We start from the raw sequence: 15970 nt of genomic DNA on the forward strand, positions 1-15970 counted from the left end.
GGTGCTAGGCGGTGACGGGGGTTGTGTAGGTGGATTGGGCTTCTTCGGCGAAGTGGCAGGAGACGGTCTGGCCGGTGGGGATCTGGCGGAGTTCGGGGATGTCGGTGGAGCAACGGGCCTCGGCTCGGAGGCAGCGGGTGTGGAAGCGGCAACCCGACGGCGGACTCACCGGGGAGGGCGGGTCACCGGCCAGGACGATGCGCTTGCGGCCCTGGCGGGCGAGACCCGGCTCGGCCGAGAGCAACGCCTGCGTGTAGGGATGCGCCGGTACGTCGTACACCTCGTGGTGCTCGCCGAGTTCTGCCACCCGGCCGAGGTACATCACGGCGACCCGATCGGACACGTGCCGGACCACCGACAGGTCGTGGGCGACGAAGATGATGCTCAGGCCGAGCTCGCGCTGCAGCCGCATCAGCAGGTTCACCACCTGCGCCTGGACGGACAGGTCGAGCGCCGAGACGGGCTCGTCGCAGAGCAGCACGTCCGGGTTCAGCGCGATCGCCCGGGCGATGCCGATGCGCTGGCGCTGTCCGCCGGAGAACTGGTGCGGGAACCGCGTCTCGTCCTCGGCCCGGAGCCCGACCAGTTCCAGCAGTTCGCGGACCCGGGCCCGGATGTCCATGCCCTTCGAGACGTCCGGGTGCACCTCCAGCGGCTCCGCGACGATCTCGCCGACGCGCAGCCGCGGGTTGAGGCTGGAGTACGGGTCCTGGAAGACGACCTGGACGTTGCGGCGCCACTTGCGCAGGTCCTTGCCGTTCAGCTTGCTCACGTCGACCCCGCCGTACCGGACCTCGCCGGACGTCGGCTTCTCCAGCGCCGCGAGCAGTCGGACCAGGGTCGACTTGCCACAGCCGGACTCGCCGACTATGCCGAGCGACTCGCCCTTGCGCAGGACCAGGTCGACGCCGTCCACCGCCCGGACCAGCGTCTTCGTACCGAAGGAGAAGGCCGGACTGATGTCGTAGTGCTTCACCAGTTCCGTTGCCACCAGCAACTCTTCGCTCATCACACCGCCTCCTTCGCGGAAATCGTGGTACGCCGGATGCAGGCCGCGTCCCGGCCGGGGGCGACCGTCAGCAGCTTCGGCACCTCCAGCGCGCAGTCGTCGATCGCATGCGGGCACCTGGTCCGGAATGCGCAGCCCGACGGGATCGCCCGCAGCGACGGCGGCGTACCGGGGATGGTCGGCAGTTCCTGACCCTTCAGCTCGGCCGACGGCATCGAGCCCAGCAGCCCTTCTGTGTAAGGGTGAACGGGATAGTCCAGCGCTTCTGCGGTGGCGGCCCGCTCGACCACGTGGCCGGCATACATCACCACCACGTTGTCGGCGACGTCCGCCACCACTCCGAGGTCGTGCGTGATCAGCACGACGCCCATGTCGCGCTCGGCCTGCAACTCCTCGATCAGTTCCAGGATCTGCGCCTGCACGGTGACGTCGAGCGCAGTGGTCGGCTCGTCCGCGATCAGTACGTCGGGGTCGAGCGCGAGGGCCATCGCCAGCATCACCCGCTGCCGCATCCCGCCGGAGAACTCGTGCGGGTAGTCGCGCACCCGCTTGGCGGCGGCCGGGATCCGGACCTGGTCGAGCATCTCGGCCGCGCGCTTCATCGCGTCCTGCTTGGACAGGCCGCGATGCACCCGGTAGCACTCGGCGATCTGGGTGCCGACCGACTGGACCGGGTTCAGCGCGGACAGCGAGTCCTGGAAGACCATCGTGATCCGGTCGCCGACGATCTTGCGGCGTTCCTTCACCGGCATCGCGATCAGGTCCACCCCGCGGTACTCCGCGCTGCCGGACACGATCCGCCCGGGTGGCATCTCCAGGATCCCGGTCAGCGCCTGGGTGGAGACGCTCTTGCCGGAGCCGGACTCGCCCAGGATCGCCAGCGTCTCACCGGCCCGGACCTGCCAGGACACCCCGTCGACCGCGCGGACGGAGCCGTGCGGGGTGTCGAACTCGACGCTGAGGTTGTCCACCTTCAGCAGTACTTCACCGGTAGTCATCGCAGCAACTTCGGGTCGAGGGCGTCGCGGATCGAGTCGCCGATGATCATGAACGAGATCGTCATCGTCGAGATGAACAGCGCCGGCCAGAGGAACAGGTGGGGGGTGTCACGGTAGGACGCGGCGACACCGAACTGGCTGCCCCACGAGATCGACGGCGGTTGCAACCCGACCCCGAGGAACGTCAGCACGGCCTCCAGACCGACCAGACCGCCGACGCCGAGGGTGGTCATCGCCAGCAGCGGCGCCATCGCGTTGGGGAACACGTGCTTGCGCAGGATCCGCCAGGGTGGGACCCCGATGGATCGCGCCGCCAGCACGTACTCCCGGTTGCGCACCGAGAAGACCGTCGACCGCATCACCCGCATGCCTTGCGGCCACCAGGTCAGCAGGATGACGGCGACGATGATCCAGATGCTCCGGTTCGGCACCGAGTTCAGGATCACGATCAGCGCGATCAGCCCGGGCAGGGCGAACAGCACGTCGGCGGTCCGCGAGATCACGGTGTCGACCGCGCCCGGGAAGTATCCGGCCAGCAACCCCAGGATGCCCGCGACCACGAAGCCGCCGACACTGGCGACGACACTCACCAGCACGGACGGCCGGGCGCCGTAGATCACGTTGGCGAAGTAGTCGCAGCCCTGGATATCGAAGCCGAACGGGTGCCCGGGCTCCCGGCCGTGCTGACTCTTGCCGAGCTCGCAGAACCGCGGATCGACGGAGGTGAAGATCCGTGGGAAGGCGGCCATCACGAAGAAGGTCAGGACCAGCAGCACGCAGACCACGAACTGCGGTTTGCGCAGCAGCGCCCGCAGCAGTTCGCGGTTGGACAGGGTCCGGCCCTCGAGGTCCTGGGTCTCGGTCTCGAAGACCTGTTGCGTCTCAGACATTGCGTACCCTCGGATCGATCGCGCCGTAGACGATGTCGACCAGCAGGTTGATCAGGATGAACATCAGGAACGCCAACGTGGACAGCAGCACCACCACGCCACCTTCCTTCAGCTTGATCGCCTGGAACATGAACTGGCCGAGCCCGGGCAGGTTGAAGATGCTCTCGGCAAGGACCGCGCCGGCGAAGATGCCGGCGAAGTCGATGCCCATCAGGGTGACGACCGGGAGCAGCGCGTTCGGCAGCACGTGCCGCCAGAGGATCCGCTGCTCCCCCAGGCCCTTGGCCCGGCCCGTCTTGACGAAGTCGGCGTTAGCGGTGTCCACGATCGACGTTCTGGTCAGCCGCGCCATCCCGGCGAACCCGGTGATCGCGATGCAGACCGCCGGCAGCAGGTACGAGATCGGGTAGCCGTCGGCGACACCGGACACAGGCAGCCACTTGAGCTGTACGCCGAACACGTACTGCCCGGCGAAGTACAGGACCAGGCCCGGGACAGCCAGTACGACGAGCGTCGACAGCAGCAGCATCCGGTCGATCACGCCGTTGCGCCGGAAGCCGGCGTACAGCCCGAACAGGAGACCGGCGATCCACTGCAGCGCCAGGCTCAACGTGGCCAGCTTCAGTGTCACGGGGATCCGCAGCCTCAGCTGGTCGGCGATGTCGGCACCGGCGAACGTGCTGCCGAAGTGGCCGGTGAGGATGTCCTTCATCGACAGCAGGTACTGCACGATGAAGGGGTCGTCGAGGTGGAACTGGGCCCGCTTCGCCGCCAGCACGGCGGCCGGGATGGGCTTGTCACCGGCCAGTTCCCGCAGGGGGTCTCCGGGCATCGCGAAGACGAGCGCGAAGACCCCCAGCGTGACGATCAGGCCGATCGGGATGGCCGCCAGTACGCGGCGCAGGACGAACCGGGTCACTTGAACGTGGAGTAGAGCGCCTGGACACCGGTGTACTTCGAGACCCGCGGCTCGATCTTCGCCGAGTGCAGGTAGGCGTTCTGCTTGGCGTACAGCGGGATCAGCGGCATGTCCTCGAGCGCGATGTCCTCGGCCTGCTGGTACAGCTTGATCGCCTGCTCCTGGTCCGGCTCGGCGTCGCCCTGGGCCAGCACCTTGTCCAGCGCCGGGTTGTTGTAGCCGGCGAAGTTCGCGTCACCGGTGGACTTGAACATCGGGGTCAGGTAGTCCTCGATCGAGGGGTAGTCGTGACCCCAGCCGCTGAAGCGCAGGCCGTCGAGCTTGCGAGTGTCGGCCAGCTCGGTGATCTCCGAACCCTGCTTGCCGGTGTACTTCACCTCGAGGCCGAGGTTCTGCCGGATCATGTTGCCGATCGCCTCGGCGAAGATCTGGCCGGTCGCGGAGGTGGTGTTGTAGTTGATGTTCACCGGACCGGAGAAACCACCGGCCTCCTGGAGCAGCTGCTTGGCCTTGGCCGCGTCGAAGTCGCAGTACTTGCAGGCGTTGTCGCGGTAGCCGTTGATGTCCGGGCCGATCAGGCCCTTGCTCGGGGTGGACAGGCCGACCAGGTCGGCGAAGGCCTTGCGGTCGATCGCCATCGAGAAGGCGTGCCGCAGCTTGGGGTTCTTGAAGCGCGCGTCCCAGGCCGGGATCGTCAGGTAGTTGGCGCCGGAGCTCTCGGCCGTCACCCAACCGTCGGGGGCGTCGGTCTTGAACGTCTTCACCTTGGTCGGCGGCACGTCCACGAAGTCCACGGTGCCGGCCAGGAACTCGTTGTAGGCCGTATCCGCGTTCGGGATGTACCGGTAGGTGATGGAGTCGGCGTCCGGCGCGTTCGGGCCCTTGTAGCCGTCCCACTTGGCCAGCTTGATGTCCTCACCGGCGTTCCAGGTGCCGTCCAGCTTGTAGGCGCCGTTGCCGATGGGCTTGCGCTTGTAGGCGTCGGGGTTCTTCCGGACCTCCTCCGGCAGCGGCGCGAGCCCGAGGTACTGCAGGGTCAGGCCGAACTGCGAGAAGGGAACCTTGAGCTTGACCGAGAAGGTCATCTCGTCGATCTGCTTGAGGCCGCTCAGCGTCTTCACCGCGGTCGGCTTCGGGGTCGCGCCGTCGGGTGTCTCCGGGTTGAGCGCGTCGTAGCCCTCGACCTTGGAGAAGAAGCCGTTGTTCTTCCAGGCGGTGGAGCCCTGGGCGGTCAGGTTCCAGCTGTCCACGTAGTCCTTCGCGGTCAGCGGCTGGCCGTTCTGGAACGAGTTGCCGGGCTTCAGCTTGATCGTCCAGGTCTGGCTGGTCTTGTCCGGCGTGACGGACTCGGCCATCACGTTGACGGTCTTGCCACTGCTCGGATCGGTGGTGACCAGCGGCGCGAACATGGCCTGCGCGACCTGGATGCCGGGGCTGCCGTTCTCGTTCAGCGGGTTGATGTACTCCAGCGGGTCCGCCGCGATGGCGATCACCACACTCTTGGCGCCACCACCTCCGGCGTTGTCTCCACTGCTCTTGCCGTCACCACAGCTGCTGAGCACCAGGGCGAGGCCGAGTGTCACCCCCAGAACACCAGTCATACGTCGCACGGTCTGAACCAACTTCCTCGGCGGGAGGGCCGGTAGGCGGAATAGCCGCCATGTTGGCTGGTCGAAACTGCGCATGTCAACGTTGTCAGGGACAAAATGGACGCAAGTAACAAACGCGTTACCTTGGCGAGACGTCAGAGCACCCTGGGCCGACAAGGCAGGCTTCGGACACGATAACCACGTTTCCTGCCCAAGTCATCAGACGATCCACGCCTGAGGACGTTTGCTCACCAAAGTGGCGTTTGTGCACGCCGAGGGTCAGCCGGGTGGGATGTTCTGGTTCAGGTGGAACAGGTTGCCCGGGTCGTACTTCTGCTTGAGCGCTTTGAGCCGCTCGTACGCCGGGGCGCCGTACGCATCCCTGATCCGTGGCGTACCCTCGTCGCCGAGGAAGTTGACGTACACACCGGACTGGTGCGGTTCGAGCGCCCGCCAGCACTGCCGCACCCACTCGCGCTGCTCGGCGAAACCGTCCGGACCGGTCGTCGCGCCGACGAAGTTGAAGGTGTGCCCACTCGATCTGTCACCGAACGCGGACCCGGCCGCATCGACGCCACGGATCGCGCCGCCGAGCTGGAAGATCGGGTACGACGTCAACGGCGAGTCGATCGCCAGGCCGCGCTCCACCGCAATGTCGATCACCTCGTCGGAGAGCTCGGCGACGTCACAGGCCCGCATGTAGTACCAGCGTCCGTGCGGGAAGCCCGGGTCGAGCATCGCCTGGAGGGCGAGGTACGGCATCGGTGTGCACAGGTCCAGCAACGGCGGTCCGAAGGCCTTGAGCGGTGCCAGCACCCGCTCGCCGTCCTCGACGGGACCGGCGTAACACGCGATGACCATCACCACCGGGCGTCCGTGGTACTCGGCCGGAATCGCCGGCAGCGGCGGCACCCATCGATGGACGACCGCGGTGGTGAGCTCATCCGGCACCTCGGTGATCCAGTCCCGGTAGAAGCGCAGCAGCTCGGGCGACGATTCCATCGGCCACAGGACCGGGCCGGCCAGCACGATCGGACCGACCGGGTGCAGCCGGAACTCGAACTCGGTCACGATGCCGAAGTTGCCACCGCCACCGCGAACACCCCAGAACAGGTCCGCGTTGACGTCCTCGCTCGCGGTGACCAGCTCACCCTCGGCGGTGACCACGTCGACCGACTCCAGATTGTCGATGCTGAGCCCGTACTTGCGCATCAGCCAGCCGATCCCGCCGCCCAGGGTGAGACCGGCGACGCCGGTGTGGGTGACGATGCCGGAAGGCGTCGCCAGGCCGAAGGCCTGGGTCTCACGGTCGAGCTCACCGAGCAGGACGCCGGCCTGGGCCCGGGCCGTTCGCCGGACCGGATCGACGCGGATGCCCTTGAGCGGCGACAGGTCGATCACGATGCCGCCGTCGCAGCTCGAGTGACCGGGAAAGCTGTGCCCGCCGCCGCGGACCGCGACCGGCAGACCGGTCCGCCGGCCCAAGCCGATCGCGGCGCGGATGTCGGCGACGCCCGTGCAGCGGGCGATCAGCGCCGGATGCCGGTCGATCGAACCGTTCCAGACCTTTCGGCGCTCGTCGTACGCCGGATCACCGGGACCGACGAGCTCGCCGCGGAAGTCCGCCCGGAGGTCGTCGAGTGCCTGTGCGTCGAGGTGCACGTCCGGAGTGATTGTGCTCATCGCGGGCCCCCCTCCCTGCCGCCAGTCTGCTCCCGTCGCACAGGGCTGTCGAGGGCGCGCCGGACGGCAACAAGGCGGTCACAGAACGAAGGCTGAAGTGTCCTCGTCGAAGGGACCCATCACCGTGAGGGCCTGTTGGCCGGCATAGAGCTCGGCGGCGAGGTCTGCGACGTCGTCCAGGGTGACCGCGTCGATCCGGGCCAGGATGTCGTTCACGGTGGGCAGCTCGCCATAGACGAGCTCGGCCTTGGCGATCCGGGTCATCTTGGCGCCGGTGTCCTCCAGCCCCATCACCACCGAGCCGCGCATCTGGCCCTTGCCGCGAAGGAGCTCGTCGGGCGTGATCGTGCCCTTGGCGATCGTGGCCAGCTCGGCCCGGACCACCTCGAGCACCTCGGGCGCCTTCTTCGGCAGACAACCCGCGTAGACGCCCACCATGCCGGTGTCCGCGTAGGCAGAGCCGAAGGTGAAGACCGAGTACGCGAGACCACGCTTCTCCCGGACCTCCTGGAACAACCGCGAGGACATCCCGCCCCCGACGATGCCGTGCAGCACGCCGGCGACATACCGGCGCTCGTCGTTGCGGACCAGCCCGGGCATACCGAGCACGAGGTGCGCCTGCTCGACGTCCCGGTGGTGCACCCGCACTCCCCCGTACGTCGGGACGCGGCGCGCGGCACCTCGGCGTACGGGAGCGGGCTCGGCCTCAGCGGTGACCCAGTGGCGCTCGAACGCCTTGCGGACCAGCCTCACCACGTCGGTGTGCTCCACATTGCCCGCGACGGATACGACGATGTCGGCCGGCTGGTAGCGACGGCGGTACCAGCCGACCACCTGGCGACGGGTCAGGCCCGCCACCGACTCCGGCGTACCGGTGATGGAGCGGCCCAGCGGGGACTGGCCCCAGAGCTGCTCGGCGAAGAGGTCGTGGATGTGGTCCGACGTCTCGTCGGCATGCATCGCGATCTCTTCGTCGATCACGTCCCGCTCGCTCTCCACGTCCTCCTCGGTGAGCGTCGCCGAGGTGATCATGTCGCAGATGACGTCGACCGCGAGCGGCAGGTCGGAGTCGAGCACCCGGGCGTAGTAGCAGGTGTACTCCTTGCCGGTGAACGCGTTCATCTCGCCGCCGACGGCGTCCAGTGAGGCGGAGATCTCCAGCGCGTCGCGGCGCTCGGTGCCCTTGAACAGCAGGTGCTCGAGGAAGTGCGTGGCACCGGACAGCTGGACCGGCTCGTCCCGCGAGCCGACGCCGACCCAGACGCCGAAGGTGACCGAGCGGAAGCCCGGTACGGACTGGGAGAGCACGCGAAGCCCGGAGGGCAGGACGGTCCGTTTGACCGGACCGCCCGCCTCCGGGCTCAGCAGCGTGCTGGTGATCGCACGTGTCACTCGGCGGGAGCGACCTCTGCGTCGTCGGCCTTCTCGTCGGCCTTCTTGTCGGCATCTTCCTCGAGCACCGGGATCAGCGACAGCTTGCCGCGGTCGTCGATCTCGGCGATCTCGACCTGGAGCTTCTGGCCGACGGACAGGATGTCCTCGACGGCCTCCACCCGCTTGCCGCCGGCCAGGCCGCGCAGCTTCGAGATGTGCAGCAGACCGTCCTTGCCCGGGAGCAGGGAGATGAACGCACCGAAGTTGGTCGTCTTCACGACCGTGCCCAGGTAGCGCTCGCCCTTCTCCGGCATGGTCGGGTTGGCGATCGCGTTGATCATCGCGCGCGCCGCGTCGGCCGAGGGGCCGTCCGTCGCACCGATGTACACCGTGCCGTCGTCCTCGATGGAGATGTCGGCACCGGTCTCGTCGGTGATCTGGTTGATCATCTTGCCCTTCGGGCCGATGACCTCGCCGATCTTGTCGACCGGGACCTTCACCGAGATGACCCGCGGCGCGAACTCGCTCATCTCACCCGGGGCGTCGATGGCCTTGGCCATCACGTCGAGGATGGTCAGCCGCGCGTCCTTGGCCTGAGTCAGCGCCGCACCGAGCACGCTGGCCGGGATGCCGTCCAGCTTGGTGTCCAGCTGCAGGGCGGTGACGAAGTCCTTCGTGCCGGCGACCTTGAAGTCCATGTCGCCGAACGCGTCCTCCGCGCCCAGGATGTCGGTCAGCGCGACGTACTCCGTCTCGCCGTCGACCTCACCGGAGATGAGGCCCATCGCGATACCGGCGACCGGCGCCTTCAGCGGCACACCGGCGGACAGCAGCGACAGCGTCGAGGCGCAGACCGAGCCCATCGAGGTGGAGCCGTTCGAGCCGAGGGCCTCGGACACCTGGCGCAGCGCGTACGGGAAGTCCTCGCGCGACGGCAGCACGGGCACCAGGGCCCGCTCGGCCAGCGCGCCGTGACCGATCTCGCGGCGCTTCGGCGAACCCACCCGGCCGGTCTCACCGGTCGAGTACGGCGGGAAGTTGTAGTTGTGCATGTAGCGCTTGCGCGTCTCCGGGGAGAGCGTGTCGAGCTGCTGCTCCATCCGGAGCATGTTCAGCGTGGTGACACCCAGGATCTGGGTCTCGCCGCGCTCGAACAACGCCGAGCCGTGCACCCGCGGCAGCACCTTGACCTGCGCCTTGAGCGGGCGGATGTCGGCCAGGCCGCGGCCGTCGATGCGGACCTTGTCGGTCAGCACGCGCTTGCGGACCAGCTTCTTGGTGAGCGAGCGGAAGGCTGCGGACAGCTCCTTCTCACGACCCTCGAAGTCGGCGGCCAGCTTCTCGACCACGGCGGCCTTGACGGCGTCGGTGGCCTCCTCGCGGTCGTGCTTGCCCGCGATGGTGAGGGCCTGCGACAGCTCCTCGGTGGCAGCGGCCTCGACGGCGGCGAACGCGTCGTCCTGGTAGTCCGGGAAGAGCGGGAACTCGCCGGTCGGCTTGGACGCCTTGGCGGCCAGCTCGGACTGCGCCTCGACCAGGGTCTTGATGAAGGCCTTCGAGGCCTCCAGGCCCTGGGCCACGATCTCCTCGGTCGGCGCCTGCTTGCCGGCGGCGACGGCGTCGAAGGTGCCCGGGGTGGACTCGGCCTCGACCATCATGATCGCGACGTCACCGGTGTCGGTGACACGACCCGCGACCACCATGTCGAAGACGGCGTCCTCGAGCTCGGAGTGCGTCGGGAAGGCGACCCACTGCTTGTCGATCAGAGCGACGCGGGTGGCGCCGATCGGGCCCGAGAACGGCAGCCCGGCGATCTGGGTGGACATCGACGCGGCGTTGATCGCCAGCACGTCGTACAGCTTGTCCGGGTTCAGCGCCAGGACCGTGATGACGACCTGGATCTCGTTGCGCAGGCCGGAGACGAACGACGGCCGCAGCGGGCGGTCGATCAGCCGGCAGGTCAGGATGGCCTCCTCGGAAGGACGGCCCTCCCGGCGGAAGAACGAGCCCGGGATGCGGCCGGCGGCGTACATCCGCTCCTCGACGTCCACCGTCAACGGGAAGAAGTCGAACTGGTCCTTGGGCTTCTTGCTGGCCGTGGTGGCCGAGAGCACCATCGTGTCGCCGTCGAGGTAGGCGGCGGCGGAGCCGGCGGCCTGCTGGGCCAGACGGCCCGTCTCGAAGCGGATGGTGCGGGTGCCGAAGCTGCCGTTGTCGATGACGGCTTCAGCGAATTCTGCGCCCTCCATGGGCGCGTTTGTGGATCCCGACACGGGATACCCCTCTCTCGCTTGAGACGACTGCGAGGCGCGAGCTCCGGGGTGCCGGTCTTCGATCGAGGCCCGCGGGTGCCCATGGTTGGATGGCACCCCCGAAGGCCACTACCGAGGACCGGTCGTAGTCCCGACACGCGTTTCGCGTCGTCTCGTTGTCGTTGATTCTTCAGTTGTCCCGCGGCGCCCGGTGGTGGTTGCCACCGGGGACCGCAGATACGCGAGAAGCGGCCACCCGGATCCGGGGGCCGCTCCTCACGACGTCATCGGCGAAGGCCGAGCCGCTCGATCAGGGACCGGTAGCGGTTGATGTCCTTCTTCGCCAGGTAGTTCAGCAGCCGGCGGCGCTGACCGACGAGCAGCAGCAGGCCACGACGGCTGTGGTGGTCGTGCTTGTGCTCCTTGAGGTGCTCCGTCAGGTCGGCGATCCGGTGCGTGAGCAGCGCCACCTGGACCTCGGGGGAACCAGTGTCACCCTCGGTCAGGGCGTACTCACCGATGATCTTCTTCTTCGCTTCAGGATTAGCTGATGACACGGAGGTCCTCTCGATTTCCGTTGCGCGGCGCACCGGGGCTTGGGTCACCCGGGCACTCTCGATCCGCGGCCGTTCAGACGGCAGCGCCAAGAGTATCAGTCCGCGGACACGTCACCCTAATTCCCGGTAAGGAACTGGGCTCGTGTCCTCGACGTGAAGGCTACTCCTCGGCGAGAATCCGGCGGGCATTGTCGACGTCGGCCTTCATCTGGACCAGCAGGTCGTCGATGCTGTCGAAGCGGATCTGGCTGCCGCGCAACCGGGCGACGAAGTCCACCGCGATATTCGCGCCGTACAGCTCGAGGTCGTCGCGATCCAGCACGTACGACTCCACCCGCCGGTCCACCCCGTCGAAGGTGGGGTTGCTGCCCACGCTGATGGCCGCCGGCAACGGTTCGGAGTACTGCGGGGCGCCGGGTGCGGGCTCCAGCACGGTCAGCCAGCCGGCGTACACCCCGTCCAGCGGGACCGCGGCGCCTGCCAGGGCAGGGATGTTGGCGGTCGGGTAGCCCAGCTCGCGGCCGCGCTTGTCGCCTTCGACGACGGTCCCGGTGACCCGTAGCGGGCGTCCGAGCGCCGCCGCGGCGCCTTCGACGTCGCCCGCGGCGATCAGCTCACGGATGTGCGTCGACGACCACGGCTGGCTGTCTCCCGCGAGGGTCAGGCCCTCCACCTGGAACCCAGCCGCGGCACCCGCAGCGACGAGGGTGTCGACGTGGCCGGCGGCCTTGTGCCCGAAGCGGAAGTTCTCCCCAACCACGATCGCCTTGGCATGCAGGGTCCCCACCAGGACGCGGTCGATGAACTCCTGCGGCGACCAGGACGACACGTCCTTGTTGAAGGGCAGGATCAGCACGGCGTCGGCACCGGCCGCGCCGAGCAGTTCGGCCCGCTGATCGGGCTCGCTGATCATCGCGGGCGCCCGGTCCGGGCGCAGCACCACCATCGGGTGCGGGTCGAACGTCATCGCGACCACCGGCAGCCCACCCAGCTCGGCCGCTCGGGCCTTGGCGTGGGCGAGCACCTCCTGGTGGCCGCGGTGCACGCCGTCGAAGTTGCCGATGGTGACGACCGACGGACCGAACCCCGGGTCCACCTCGTCCAAACCGTGCCAGACACGCATGAGAGCAGGATTCCATGTCACGCGTCCGGTCGGAGCAACAGGTCCCCTGATCACCCCTTGTAATCATCTGGTCACCCAACCTAGAGTGGCCCGGCCCGGTGGCTCGTTCTCCCCCACGGCTGGCGGCTCAACCGGCTACTGCTACCTCACCGGTTCGTATGACTTCACGCATTGCAGGTGGTGGCGTTAGACGAGGGTGTCGGTGAGGGTGGTCAGGGCTTGGCCCAGGGGGAGGTTCACTCGGTGGGTGGCGTAGGGGTCGCCGCGGGTGTGGCCCTGGTTGATGATCAGGACGGGTTTTCCGGCCTTGGCGGCGTACCGGACGAAGCGGAAGCCGGACATGACGGTCAGGGAGGATCCGAGCACCAGTACGGCGTTCCCCTCGTCGATCAACTGGTAGCAGCGTTCGACGCGGGGCTTCGGGACGTTCTCGCCGAAGAAGACGACGTCTGGTTTGAGCAGCGGCGAACCACAGTTCGTGCAGTCGACCAGCCGGAAGTCCTTCACCACCTCGTCGGGTAGTTCGACATCACCGTCGGGATTGATCCGGGTCGCCTCTGCCTCGAACACCGGGTTGGCCGCCCGCAACCGGCGATCCAGCTCTTCGCGCGGACTTGTTGCGCGGCAGTTCAGACAGATCACCCGGTCGAGGTTCCCATGGAGTTCGATGACGTCACGCGCGCCGGCCGCGCCGTGCAGCCCGTCGACATTCTGGGTGATGACACCGTTGAGGAATCCGCGGGCTTGCAGTGCCGCGACCGCCCGGTGGCCGTCGTTCGGATCAGCTCGGGCGATCGTCCGCCAGCCGAGGTGACTCCGCGCCCAATACCTCTGACGGCCAGACTCGGTCCCCACGAAATCGCCGTACGTCATCGGCGTATGCGTCCGCAAGCTGCCGCTCTCGCCGCGGTAGTCCGGAATCCCGGACTCGGTGGAGATCCCAGCCCCGCTGAGAACCACCACACCTCCCTCGGCAACCACGTCTGCAACGGGAGCGATGTCCGTAGTGCCGGGTGCCAACGAGAGCACATCAGGCCCAGGAGACCAGGTCAGTGTGGGACGGGAACGCACACCTCAAGCGTACTGCGAAGCCCCACGCCCACCCCTGGGTCGCGGCTCCTCGTCACCGTGTCGACAACGCCGTCGGGCTAGGGCTGGTTGCTGGTTTCGAGGTGGTGCTTGGGAACGGCTACTCGTACTGCGGCGACAGCGTTGTCGCCCGGCACCTGGATTGCGCCGCGACTGACCCATTCGGTGATGTTGGCGACCATCCTGCCGACTGCCTGCTGTGACTGTGCGGACGGTGATGGCACCGTCCAGGTGGAGGGGCAGCGGGCTACGAGGAAGCAGCCGTACGCGAAGGTCGATCCGTTGAGGACGCGGGCACCCGAGGCGGCGGTGAACGTCGTTGTGTGCATGGGACGGGCCTGACCGCTTGTGCGGCAGATGCCGGTGCCGCTGGCGACGACGGTCAGGCCTGGCCGCCGATACAGATTCGAGTCGACGCGGTCGATCTCGCCCGCAACAAAGCCAGGCAGGCTGGTGCCCGGGGCGATTCCGTTGAATACCCAGCTCGTCCCCGTGATCAGGGTGTTGCCAGGGAGGCCACAGATGTATTCGGCCCCGAGATACGGCTGCGATGCGTACGCGTCGCCGAGATAGCGCCAGAGGGTCGAGTTGTAGCCGTCGGTGTACCGGTCGATGTCCCAGGCCCTCCGGCTGCCGTCAGTGAACCTGATCAAGCGGTACGCCGTGTTGGCGCCGAGGTTCGCCACGTTGACGCCACGGTTGATCGCCTGGCTCAGAGCGGCACGCATGCCCATCGAGAAGTACTCGTCGTGGCCGGGCAGGAAGATCGTCCCCGCGCGGTTGGGTAACTGACCCCCGAACTCGTCCAGGTCGTTGTTGGTCCAGTAGGTCACGTCCAGCCCTTTGGACTCGGCCCAGAACACCAGCCCCTGCTCGAGCGGCAGGTACTGCCCGGACCCCTGCCCCTCGGCATACGGGCGGTTGTAGGTGAGGCGGCCGGAACCGGTGGTCAGACCGCTGTAGAAGCTCACACCGCCGTACTTGTTGTAGGCCTCCCACGTCGCGTTCGCCTGCTGGATCAGCAGGTCGTGCTTCGTTCCGGTGTCGTCGCGGATCGTCAACGGCGCATAGGAGGCGGACGTACCGTCGCTGACCTTGATGAGATAGGTGCCCGGCACCCAGGCGGAATCGACAAGGATGCTCAGAGTCTTGGACCAGTGCGCCGCGGACGTCATCCGTAGCGGGTTGCCATTGGCGGTTCCGCCCGTCACCGGGGCCGGCTGAACGACGGTCGGAACGGCGTTCTGGCGCCAGATCTCACGGGCGCCAAGGCCTTGGTAGTAACCCATCCGATAGGCGACGACGCTGACCGGATTGCCGGAGGTCACCTTGAGGTCGACGGTGTCTCCGCAGGTGGCCGAGACCTCGGTGAGGTAGGCAGCCAGCGTGCCGTTCATCGAGGTCGGGATCACCCAGCCACCGGTTCCAGGCTTCGCGTTCTCCGCGGTCGTGGACGGCCAGGCGGTCGGACACCCGGCCGGGACAGGCGCGAAGCCGGCGACCGCTACCGGCGGCATCGCAGCTGGGGGCGCGATGAGCGCCAGCGTGCCGGAGCCGGACGACAGGAGCGTGCCCGTCGAGGTTCGGGCGGACATCGCGAGAGTCAGGATGCCGCCGTACTTGGACAGCACGACTCCGTAGATCGGGATGCTTAGCCGTGCACCGGCGGCGACGCTGATGGCAGCACGGGGAGTCCAGGTCGCGTAGCCGCTGGAGGTCGTCAGTGTCCCGTTCACACTCGTGACGGCGCCTCGGGCTCCCGCGGGCAACTGCATGCGGACCGCGGCCAGGATGCCTGCCCGGGTGACCGTGGCGGAGTAGTTCAGCGTCGTCGTTTGAGCAGGAATCGGGTTGCTGGCGGTGATGGCCACACTGGCGGAGTACGTCCGCAGGGGTGTCAGAGTGCCAGTGCCGGAGGACAGGATGGACCCGGTTGTGCCGGTCGCCTTGAAGCTGAGGGTCCAGGGTCCGCCGCTAGGTAGACGGAGGCCGTAGAGGGGGATGGCGAAACGGGCGCCGACGCCCACAACCACGGTCTTGCTAGGTCGCCATTTCAGTACTCCGGGCGACACGGTGCTCACGGTTCCGTTGACCGAAGTGATCCGGCCAGTCGAGCCGGAGGGTATCGACATGACAATGTCGCGCACCGTCCCGGCACGGGTCACCGTGGCCCGGTAGACCAAGGTCGTCGTGCCGTTCGAGGCCACGGAGGGTGTGATGGTCACGTTGGCGCCGGCTGCGGACGCAGATCCAGCAGCGAACGTCGTCATCATGGCCGACAGCAGGAGAACAACACTTGCCGACGCGATCAACCGACGGATCATGATCCCCCCAGGCATCCGACCGCTCAAAACACGTGAGAGCTGACTTCCCCCCACAGAAAGGTGACCAGACTGATCACCTTGCGAGCGTGACACGCAGTGAGGTCGGTGCGGAAGGCCGAGTCAGGTCACAGCTCGGGACCAACCCCGTCAGGGACCTCCCAGG

Annotated in this window: 12 protein-coding genes; all 12 read right to left on the bottom strand. The window is 67.6% G+C overall.

Annotated elements, in window-relative coordinates:
• Positions 1 to 4 precede the first annotated feature (4 nt).
• On the bottom strand, positions 5 to 1009 hold the full coding sequence (locus tag EV648_RS05535) for an ABC transporter ATP-binding protein (protein ID WP_132285629.1): 1005 nt from the start codon (positions 1007 to 1009) through the stop codon (positions 5 to 7).
• Positions 1009 to 2007 (bottom strand): ABC transporter ATP-binding protein, encoded by a 999-nt coding sequence (locus EV648_RS05540; RefSeq protein ID WP_132285631.1) that lies wholly within the window; start codon positions 2005 to 2007, stop codon positions 1009 to 1011. Before EV648_RS05540 ends, EV648_RS05535 begins: the two co-directional genes overlap by 1 nt.
• On the bottom strand, positions 2004 to 2897 hold the full coding sequence (locus EV648_RS05545) for an ABC transporter permease (protein ID WP_132188086.1): 894 nt from the start codon (positions 2895 to 2897) through the stop codon (positions 2004 to 2006). Before EV648_RS05545 ends, EV648_RS05540 begins: the two co-directional genes overlap by 4 nt.
• The gene (locus EV648_RS05550; protein WP_132285633.1) at positions 2890 to 3816 is read right to left on the bottom strand and encodes an ABC transporter permease; all 927 of its coding nucleotides are present in this window, start codon (positions 3814 to 3816) and stop codon (positions 2890 to 2892) included. The genes EV648_RS05545 and EV648_RS05550 overlap by 8 nt, the downstream gene beginning before the upstream one ends.
• Positions 3813 to 5417: an ABC transporter substrate-binding protein gene (locus EV648_RS05555; protein ID WP_241994917.1), complete on the bottom strand. Its 1605-nt coding sequence runs from the start codon at positions 5415 to 5417 to the stop codon at positions 3813 to 3815. Before EV648_RS05555 ends, EV648_RS05550 begins: the two co-directional genes overlap by 4 nt.
• Positions 5418 to 5684: 267 nt before the next feature.
• The gene (locus EV648_RS05560; protein ID WP_132285637.1) at positions 5685 to 7088 is read right to left on the bottom strand and encodes an FAD-binding oxidoreductase; all 1404 of its coding nucleotides are present in this window, start codon (positions 7086 to 7088) and stop codon (positions 5685 to 5687) included.
• Positions 7089 to 7166: 78 nt separating this feature from the next.
• Positions 7167 to 8480, bottom strand: coding sequence for a pitrilysin family protein (locus tag EV648_RS05565; RefSeq protein ID WP_132285639.1), 1314 nt, complete (start codon positions 8478 to 8480; stop codon positions 7167 to 7169).
• Positions 8477 to 10711 carry a polyribonucleotide nucleotidyltransferase gene (locus EV648_RS05570; RefSeq protein ID WP_132285641.1) on the bottom strand — a complete coding sequence of 745 codons (2235 nt, stop codon included), beginning with the start codon at positions 10709 to 10711 and terminating at the stop codon, positions 8477 to 8479. Before EV648_RS05570 ends, EV648_RS05565 begins: the two co-directional genes overlap by 4 nt.
• A gap of 287 nt (positions 10712 to 10998) precedes the next feature.
• On the bottom strand, positions 10999 to 11271 hold the full coding sequence (gene rpsO / locus EV648_RS05575; RefSeq protein WP_012920573.1) for a 30S ribosomal protein S15: 273 nt from the start codon (positions 11269 to 11271) through the stop codon (positions 10999 to 11001).
• A gap of 160 nt (positions 11272 to 11431) precedes the next feature.
• Positions 11432 to 12394, bottom strand: a complete 963-nt coding sequence (locus EV648_RS05580; RefSeq protein WP_132285643.1) for a bifunctional riboflavin kinase/FAD synthetase — start codon at positions 12392 to 12394, stop codon at positions 11432 to 11434.
• Between the two features lie 186 nt (positions 12395 to 12580).
• Positions 12581 to 13375: an NAD-dependent protein deacetylase gene (locus tag EV648_RS05585; RefSeq protein ID WP_241994918.1), complete on the bottom strand. Its 795-nt coding sequence runs from the start codon at positions 13373 to 13375 to the stop codon at positions 12581 to 12583.
• Positions 13376 to 13542: 167 nt separating this feature from the next.
• Positions 13543 to 15807 carry a N,N-dimethylformamidase beta subunit family domain-containing protein gene (locus EV648_RS05590; RefSeq protein ID WP_158293905.1) on the bottom strand — a complete coding sequence of 755 codons (2265 nt, stop codon included), beginning with the start codon at positions 15805 to 15807 and terminating at the stop codon, positions 13543 to 13545.
• Positions 15808 to 15970: the final 163 nt, after the last annotated feature.

This window comes from Kribbella sp. VKM Ac-2568, assembly GCF_004345365.1.
Lineage (GTDB): Bacteria > Actinomycetota > Actinomycetes > Propionibacteriales > Kribbellaceae > Kribbella > Kribbella orskensis.

Excerpts from the sequence above, each read along its gene's own strand:
- EV648_RS05560 (WP_132285637.1), bottom strand. The coding sequence starts at position 7,088 with ATGAGCACAATCACTCCGGACGTGCACCTCGACGCACAGGCACTCGAC.
- EV648_RS05540 (WP_132285631.1), bottom strand. The coding sequence starts at position 2,007 with ATGACTACCGGTGAAGTACTGCTGAAGGTGGACAACCTCAGCGTCGAG.
- EV648_RS05570 (WP_132285641.1), bottom strand. The coding sequence starts at position 10,711 with ATGGAGGGCGCAGAATTCGCTGAAGCCGTCATCGACAACGGCAGCTTC.
- EV648_RS05580 (WP_132285643.1), bottom strand. The coding sequence starts at position 12,394 with ATGCGTGTCTGGCACGGTTTGGACGAGGTGGACCCGGGGTTCGGTCCG.
- EV648_RS05535 (WP_132285629.1), bottom strand. The coding sequence starts at position 1,009 with ATGAGCGAAGAGTTGCTGGTGGCAACGGAACTGGTGAAGCACTACGAC.
- EV648_RS05555 (WP_241994917.1), bottom strand. The coding sequence starts at position 5,417 with ATGACTGGTGTTCTGGGGGTGACACTCGGCCTCGCCCTGGTGCTCAGC.
- EV648_RS05590 (WP_158293905.1), bottom strand. The coding sequence starts at position 15,807 with ATGATCCGTCGGTTGATCGCGTCGGCAAGTGTTGTTCTCCTGCTGTCG.
- EV648_RS05545 (WP_132188086.1), bottom strand. The coding sequence starts at position 2,897 with ATGTCTGAGACGCAACAGGTCTTCGAGACCGAGACCCAGGACCTCGAG.